The organism is Ovoidimarina sediminis (assembly GCF_032586175.1).
GTDB lineage: Bacteria > Pseudomonadota > Alphaproteobacteria > Rhodobacterales > Rhodobacteraceae > Ovoidimarina > Ovoidimarina sediminis.
In genome coordinates, this window is sequence record NZ_JAWHTE010000058.1 from 1 (window position 1) to 5,225 (window position 5,225).

At 59.6% G+C, this 5,225-nt stretch carries 7 protein-coding genes and 1 tRNA gene; 3 read left to right on the forward strand and 5 right to left on the reverse strand.

The genetic code is table 11. From position 1 onward, the window contains the following. Window positions 1-24 precede the first annotated feature (24 nt). Both RXV90_RS25620 and RXV90_RS25625 read right to left on the reverse strand, forming a co-directional pair. Complete coding sequence (locus RXV90_RS25620; protein WP_316653242.1) at window positions 25-816, reverse strand: acyltransferase family protein; 792 nt, start codon at window positions 814-816, stop codon at window positions 25-27. Window positions 817-937: 121 nt separating this feature from the next. Next, complete coding sequence (locus RXV90_RS25625; RefSeq protein WP_316653244.1) at window positions 938-1,156, reverse strand: hypothetical protein; 219 nt, start codon at window positions 1,154-1,156, stop codon at window positions 938-940. 98 nt (window positions 1,157-1,254) lie between these two features. On the opposite strand from RXV90_RS25625, the gene RXV90_RS25630 reads away from it, so the two are divergent. Further along, window positions 1,255-1,524, forward strand: a complete 270-nt coding sequence (locus tag RXV90_RS25630) for a DUF2312 domain-containing protein (protein WP_316653247.1) — start codon at window positions 1,255-1,257, stop codon at window positions 1,522-1,524. 4 nt (window positions 1,525-1,528) lie between these two features. On the opposite strand, the gene RXV90_RS25635 is transcribed toward RXV90_RS25630, so the two are convergent. After that, complete coding sequence (locus RXV90_RS25635; RefSeq protein WP_316653249.1) at window positions 1,529-2,407, reverse strand: hypothetical protein; 879 nt, start codon at window positions 2,405-2,407, stop codon at window positions 1,529-1,531. 137 nt (window positions 2,408-2,544) lie between these two features. Between RXV90_RS25635 and RXV90_RS25640 the strand changes: the two genes are divergently transcribed. Further along, window positions 2,545-2,620: transfer RNA gene (locus RXV90_RS25640), tRNA-Thr, on the forward strand. A gap of 746 nt (window positions 2,621-3,366) precedes the next feature. On the opposite strand, the gene RXV90_RS25645 is transcribed toward RXV90_RS25640, so the two are convergent. Further along, window positions 3,367-3,822 carry a hypothetical protein gene (locus RXV90_RS25645; RefSeq protein ID WP_316653250.1) on the reverse strand — a complete coding sequence of 152 codons (456 nt, stop codon included), beginning with the start codon at window positions 3,820-3,822 and terminating at the stop codon, window positions 3,367-3,369. Between the two features lie 10 nt (window positions 3,823-3,832). Here RXV90_RS25645 and RXV90_RS25650 point away from each other — a divergent pair, with 10 nt between their 5' ends. After that, window positions 3,833-4,033: a hypothetical protein gene (locus RXV90_RS25650; RefSeq protein WP_316653252.1), complete on the forward strand. Its 201-nt coding sequence runs from the start codon at window positions 3,833-3,835 to the stop codon at window positions 4,031-4,033. A gap of 77 nt (window positions 4,034-4,110) precedes the next feature. Here RXV90_RS25650 and RXV90_RS25655 read toward each other — a convergent pair whose 3' ends face one another. After that, window positions 4,111-4,923, reverse strand: a complete 813-nt coding sequence (locus tag RXV90_RS25655; protein WP_316653254.1) for a class I SAM-dependent methyltransferase — start codon at window positions 4,921-4,923, stop codon at window positions 4,111-4,113. Between the last annotated feature and the right edge of the window lie 302 nt (window positions 4,924-5,225).

Sequence of the window (5,225 nt, forward strand, 5' to 3'; positions counted from 1 at the left end):
CTCCCAGACAGGATGAATCACAAATCAGCTCCAACAGGAATCCCCGCGATTCAGGTTTTCAGTCGGATGCTTTAGTGCCGAGAATGCGATGGCGGACGCGACAGTGAAGTTGGCCCAGCCGATGTCGTTCCAACCGTAAAGGCCGTTCATCCAGGCCCAGGTCGACGGCCCGATCACAATCAGCGCCAGAACGATCGCCGGGCGGCGAGCGACGTGAAACAGATCCCGGGTCAGGCATCCGGCGAAGAAGTAAAGCATGAAGGGATGCGCAATGGCGCTTCCGGGGGTGAGGCCGGTCAGCCCGGCCATCGCCAGGCACAGGATCACCACACGCGCCGTTACCGGGCCGGCGGCGAAATACGCGATGCCGAATATCGCGTAGAACACGACCTCGAATTCAAGGCTCCACCCGACCGCAAACAGCGGCCAGTCATCTTGCGGCACCAGAAAGAGGCTCTTGAAGACATAGACCGGCCAGTTCGGATCGAACGGCATTCCGCTGTCGGTCTTGGCCGCGGTCAGAAACGGCTGGTTCGTGGCCAGGGTAAGCAAAAGCGCAATCAGGGTAACAAGAAAATAAAGTGGAAAGACCCGCATGAACCGCCGGGTCAGGTAATCGCCCAGGCTTGCGCATCTCGAAATTCGCTCCGCCACGATGAAGCCGCTGATCACGAAGAACAGGCAAACGCCGATCCACCCGAACTCCGACAGAAGCGGCAGGGTCGCGAGAGGCGCGGCGAACAGATCCTGGCTGTGCAGCACAAGAACACTGATCACGGCCACTGCCCTGAGGTATTGAAGCGAAACGTATCTCAAGGGCTGGCTCCGGCTCCTTGATGCCCAGACGATCGGTGAAACAGGGTTAACGCGCGTTGAAACGCAAAATTGGGCGCCAATGAGGCCGTATGGTGATTGCGCCGTCTGTGGCGGCAGGCCCTCAGTTGCCGAGGAACAGCCCCACGACCACGCACATCAACCCGATCCCGGCGGTTCCCACCGACGCGAGGTTCCACGCAAGAAGCGCCTGAAGACGTGCCTTCATCGCCGCATCGTCCAGCCCCTCGCCGCGGGCGCGGGCCGCGCTCACGATGCACCAGCCCAGCCCCGCAAGGCCAAGAACGGTGATCGCCGCACCTATCCAGACAAGGAATTCCATGGCCCGAGCGCCTAGTCCATGGGCGCGATCTCTGCAAGCACTTGCGGGCTGCCCGGCGTGGCGCTATCGAAGCTCTCCACCCGCTAAGGAGAGACCCCATGACAGATGCCGCCGTGATCGACGACCAGCCAGGAAGCTACCGCGTGGCAGCCGATGAGCTGCGCCAGTTCATCGAGCGGTTCGAACGTCTCGAGGCCGAGAAGAAGGACATCGCCGACCAGCAGAAAGAGGTGATGGCCGAGGCCAAGGGGCGCGGCTACGACACCAAGGTCATGCGCAAGGTGATCGCCCTCCGAAAGCGCGACGCCAACGACATCGCAGAGGAAGAGGCGGTGCTCGACATGTACAAGCAGGCGCTCGGGATGTGATCTCTCAGGGGGTCAGCACCGTCACCCTGGGGATCGACGCGATCCGTTCCACGTCCTCGTCATAGGCGGCGGTCAGTTCGTCGATCAGCGCGTCGGTCCAGCCCGGCAGGTCGATCTCCTGTTCAAGCGCGCTGTCCTCGCCATAGTTCGACAGGAAACTCGCAACCACGCGTCGCCGCATCGCCTCGTCCTCGGGCGGGCGGCGCCCGACATAGGCGTCCAGCTTCGCATTGCCTTCCCTCGACAGAAGCGTCCGCGCCAGATCGTTTTCCCCCTCAAGCCGCACGAGCGCGTCGAGCCCGGCCAGTTCACGCATGATTTCCGGCCAGAGAAGGGGGGAATCCTCGTCGCACCAGACAAGGATCGGGGCCTCCGGGTTCGCGGCCCGCAACCCCTCCACCACGCTCACCCATGTCAGTTCGCGCGGGTCCTGACCGCCAAGAAACCGGTGCGCGTCGATATCCTCCGAGGCCACAATCTCGAACAGCGCGGGCAGAAAGCTCGCCATGTTCCTCAGCGACAGCGCAAATTCCACCTCCGCCTCCGGAAAGGCGGCCGCCAGCCAGGCGCTCTTGTCGATCTTGGGATACAGCACACCGCCCTCCACGGCCTTCGACGGCGCGCAGATGAAACTCTCGTTCGAAAGGATCACGCGGTCCGCGTCGTCGAGGTCGAGCACGGCCTCCAGAAGCACATCCTGCGTTTCCGCGCTCGCCGGCGCGCCGCGCAGCTTCTTCAGCACTTCTGCCAGAATACGCCGGTACCGCCCCGGCCCGGGCACCGCAACGCCGTTCTGCGCCAGCACGTCACGGTTCTTCAGCAGCGAACGCATCAGCCGGTCCTGACCGGTGCAATGGGCGCCGATGTGGAAGATGACCTGCATGTGCGGCGCCGGCTGCCCTTGTCTGTTTCCCGCCTCTTGGCCGGCACTATAGAAGGGCAGGCCCCGCGACGAAAGCGGCCCCGTGCATGCAGCCTCATCTTGCGCCGGCACGATCAAGCCTGTAGATCACGCGGCGTGCCCCTATAGCTCAGCTGGTAGAGCAACTGATTTGTAATCAGTGGGTCCGCGGTTCGAGTCCGTGTGGGGGCACCATAATTTCAATAACTTATCGGGAATTTGACGGATCGCAGGGCATGACTTTTGTCTTGGGGTAACATCTGGGGTAACAAGCGAATGCTCGACCGCAGAGGCCGCAAAGGCAGCGTAGAAGGAAGATCGAGAGTTTTGGAGTTCCGAGCCAAATGAATATGGTAGGCTCAGGGAGTGAACTGGAGGAATGACGCGAATGCCAAAGCTTTATCTTCTAGTCGTGTTTTCCCTATTTTTCCTGGCTTCTTGTGGAGCATGGAGCCCTCCGTATGGGCGGTTAAACCGGGCAAGAGCCAACTAATCTCAAAGTCTGAGGATCTGGTCCGTGTTAAAGTATGGGTGCCAAGTGAACAGGAAAAGAAGACGGCTAATCAAATAGCAGCGGAAGCCTGTGGCGAGTATGGAAAGCGCCCCGGCCCCAAGGTCGGCCCTGACGAATATAAAGGGGCAGACGGGAAGGTTCGTGTGAGTACTGTAAAGGTTGTTGCAAGCGCACTCAGCCCAATCCCGGGAACCAATTACGAGGAGTGGGAATACGATTGCTTGGGATAAGGGGACGTGGCGGCAGACCTCCTGCCCGACGACCGCGTGGCATTGGCGCGAGAGATATGGGCCGACCGCAAAGAGGTCGCCAAGCTGCAGTCAGGGGCTTGGATGCTGAGGGAAGCCGCGAAGGTGCTTAGGTTGCCTGAGGAAGAAGTGGATCGTCTGCTTAGATAACGTCGTGCTACAAGCCGCCTATTGCCGATTTAGAACTCCCTCAAAACAAGGTCAGCGTCGGCATCTTTGTGTCTGGGACCCCACAAAGAGGTTAGCCACAAGGTTGCGACTTCCTCACCGTCTATTGTGATGGGAAGGATAACACGGGTATCGAGGTTTGTAAAATCGGCCCATCCTATCCTTGGCTCCGCCGAAACCTTCTTACCCTTCCATGATCCCGTTAGTGTGTTCATCACCCCGGGAGTCCAAAAACTGTCTCTGGCTTCCCCTTTGATTACAGTAGTTCCATTAATTTCGATGGAAATGAGATACCCACGATATCCTATGCTGTGTCCCTCCGCGTAAAATGATATCTCTTCTCCCTGGTAGGTTGTTGTCGTTTTAAATTGCTCCCGACGCTTTGCATCATATTCCGCAAGCTCCTCGGGCGTGACGCACCCTGACAAAGCAAGCATCGACAGAACAATGGCCAAATGGACCTTCATATCGCCTCACATGGCATCCTCGACTTCGCAGAAGGATACAATTCCACAGAACAGTTTTCCAAGAACCTATAAGTCAAAGGGCCTGGGCCGCGAGACATGGGCTGACCGCGAAGAGGTCGCCAAGTGGCCCGCAGGCGCTTGGATGCTGAGAGAAGCCGCGAAGGTGCTTGGGGTGCCTGAGGAAGCGGTGGACAAGCTTCTGAGACCCTAGGTCGTTGTCTGCTTTGACCGATAGCAGACCTTCGCAATGAGGGGCACTATGTCCGGTCTGCGGACTAAGCTGACCGTCTATCTTCGCGCTGTCAGTGTTAGGCACTGCGCCGGAACGGCAAGGCCGTAGTCGTCTTGGAACTCCGCGAGTTCTTCTAGGATTTCCCGGATCAAACGGTCATGCTCAGACACGGGTAGCTTCTCAATCGTCCCCGCGATGGGAGAGCCCGCAATCGCGCCGGTGATGAAGTTAGTTGGGGACGGATGGCGGGCGAATTTCACGTCAAAAGAGACATAGGCTTCTCGTAGACCCGCGCCAGCAGCAAGATCGTGCAGGCGGTTGCGGTCACCGAGTGAGTAGACCATGTCCCACGGTGCGGTCGTACCTTCTCCGAACTCCCGGTCCAGAACTGTTGAGAAGGCTGCGCCGATTGGCGACCGGGCCTTCCAGACGCTCAAGGCCAGTCGGCCGCCAGGCTTCATGACACGCGCCATCTCGGCCATCGCACCGGGCTTGTCGGGCATGAACTGCAGGCCCTGCTGACAGAGCACCACATCGAATGTCGCGTCCGGTAGCGGTATTGCGGCGGCATCGCATTCCAGCCAGACAATGTCAGGGTAACCAGCCTCGGCGGCAAACTTTGCCGCGGCCTCTACCATTTCGGCGGAGACGTCGGTTCCGATCACGTCTGCTGCCGACCCCGTTAGCTCGGCAGCCGTACGCGCCACGACTCCAGTACCGCAGCCGACGTCGATTACCCGGTCGCCAGGCGCGACATTCACTGCTGCGACCAGATCCTCAGCGGCGCGGCCCATTTGGGCGCGCACCCAAGAAGCCTCGTAGACCTCTGGACCGCCCCGCTTCAGCTGAAAGCCAGAAACTTCTGTCATGTTCGCTGTCCCAATCAGTTCCGCGTCTGACGGCAGGGGGTGTGCCCAGAGGGGCGCGAGTTGCTTCCGTTCATGCTGTCGATACCATGCGCACAAAGCTCCAACACCCAGATGCGAGCACTGCAAGCCGTCCGGTTCTCGGATGTGCACAAGCATAGCACATCAAGGGTTGTTCCGTAGACGCTTGTTAGAGCAAGCCACGACTGGCGAAATAGAACGGGTGAAATGGGCTCGAGGCCGACATCTGAGTATCCGTGTTTGGTCAAGGCGCAACGGGCGACCAACTTCGTTTATCTCGTAGG

What these genes read in the sequence shown, in the direction of transcription:
- RXV90_RS25625 (WP_316653244.1), bottom strand. Translation starts at nt 1,156, where the DNA reads ATGGAATTCCTTGTCTGGATAGGTGCGGCGATCACCGTTCTTGGCCTT.
- RXV90_RS25630 (WP_316653247.1), top strand. Translation starts at nt 1,255, where the DNA reads ATGACAGATGCCGCCGTGATCGACGACCAGCCAGGAAGCTACCGCGTG.
- RXV90_RS25635 (WP_316653249.1), bottom strand. Translation starts at nt 2,407, where the DNA reads ATGCAGGTCATCTTCCACATCGGCGCCCATTGCACCGGTCAGGACCGG.
- RXV90_RS25645 (WP_316653250.1), bottom strand. Translation starts at nt 3,822, where the DNA reads ATGAAGGTCCATTTGGCCATTGTTCTGTCGATGCTTGCTTTGTCAGGG.
- RXV90_RS25650 (WP_316653252.1), top strand. Translation starts at nt 3,833, where the DNA reads ATGGCATCCTCGACTTCGCAGAAGGATACAATTCCACAGAACAGTTTT.
- RXV90_RS25655 (WP_316653254.1), bottom strand. Translation starts at nt 4,923, where the DNA reads ATGACAGAAGTTTCTGGCTTTCAGCTGAAGCGGGGCGGTCCAGAGGTC.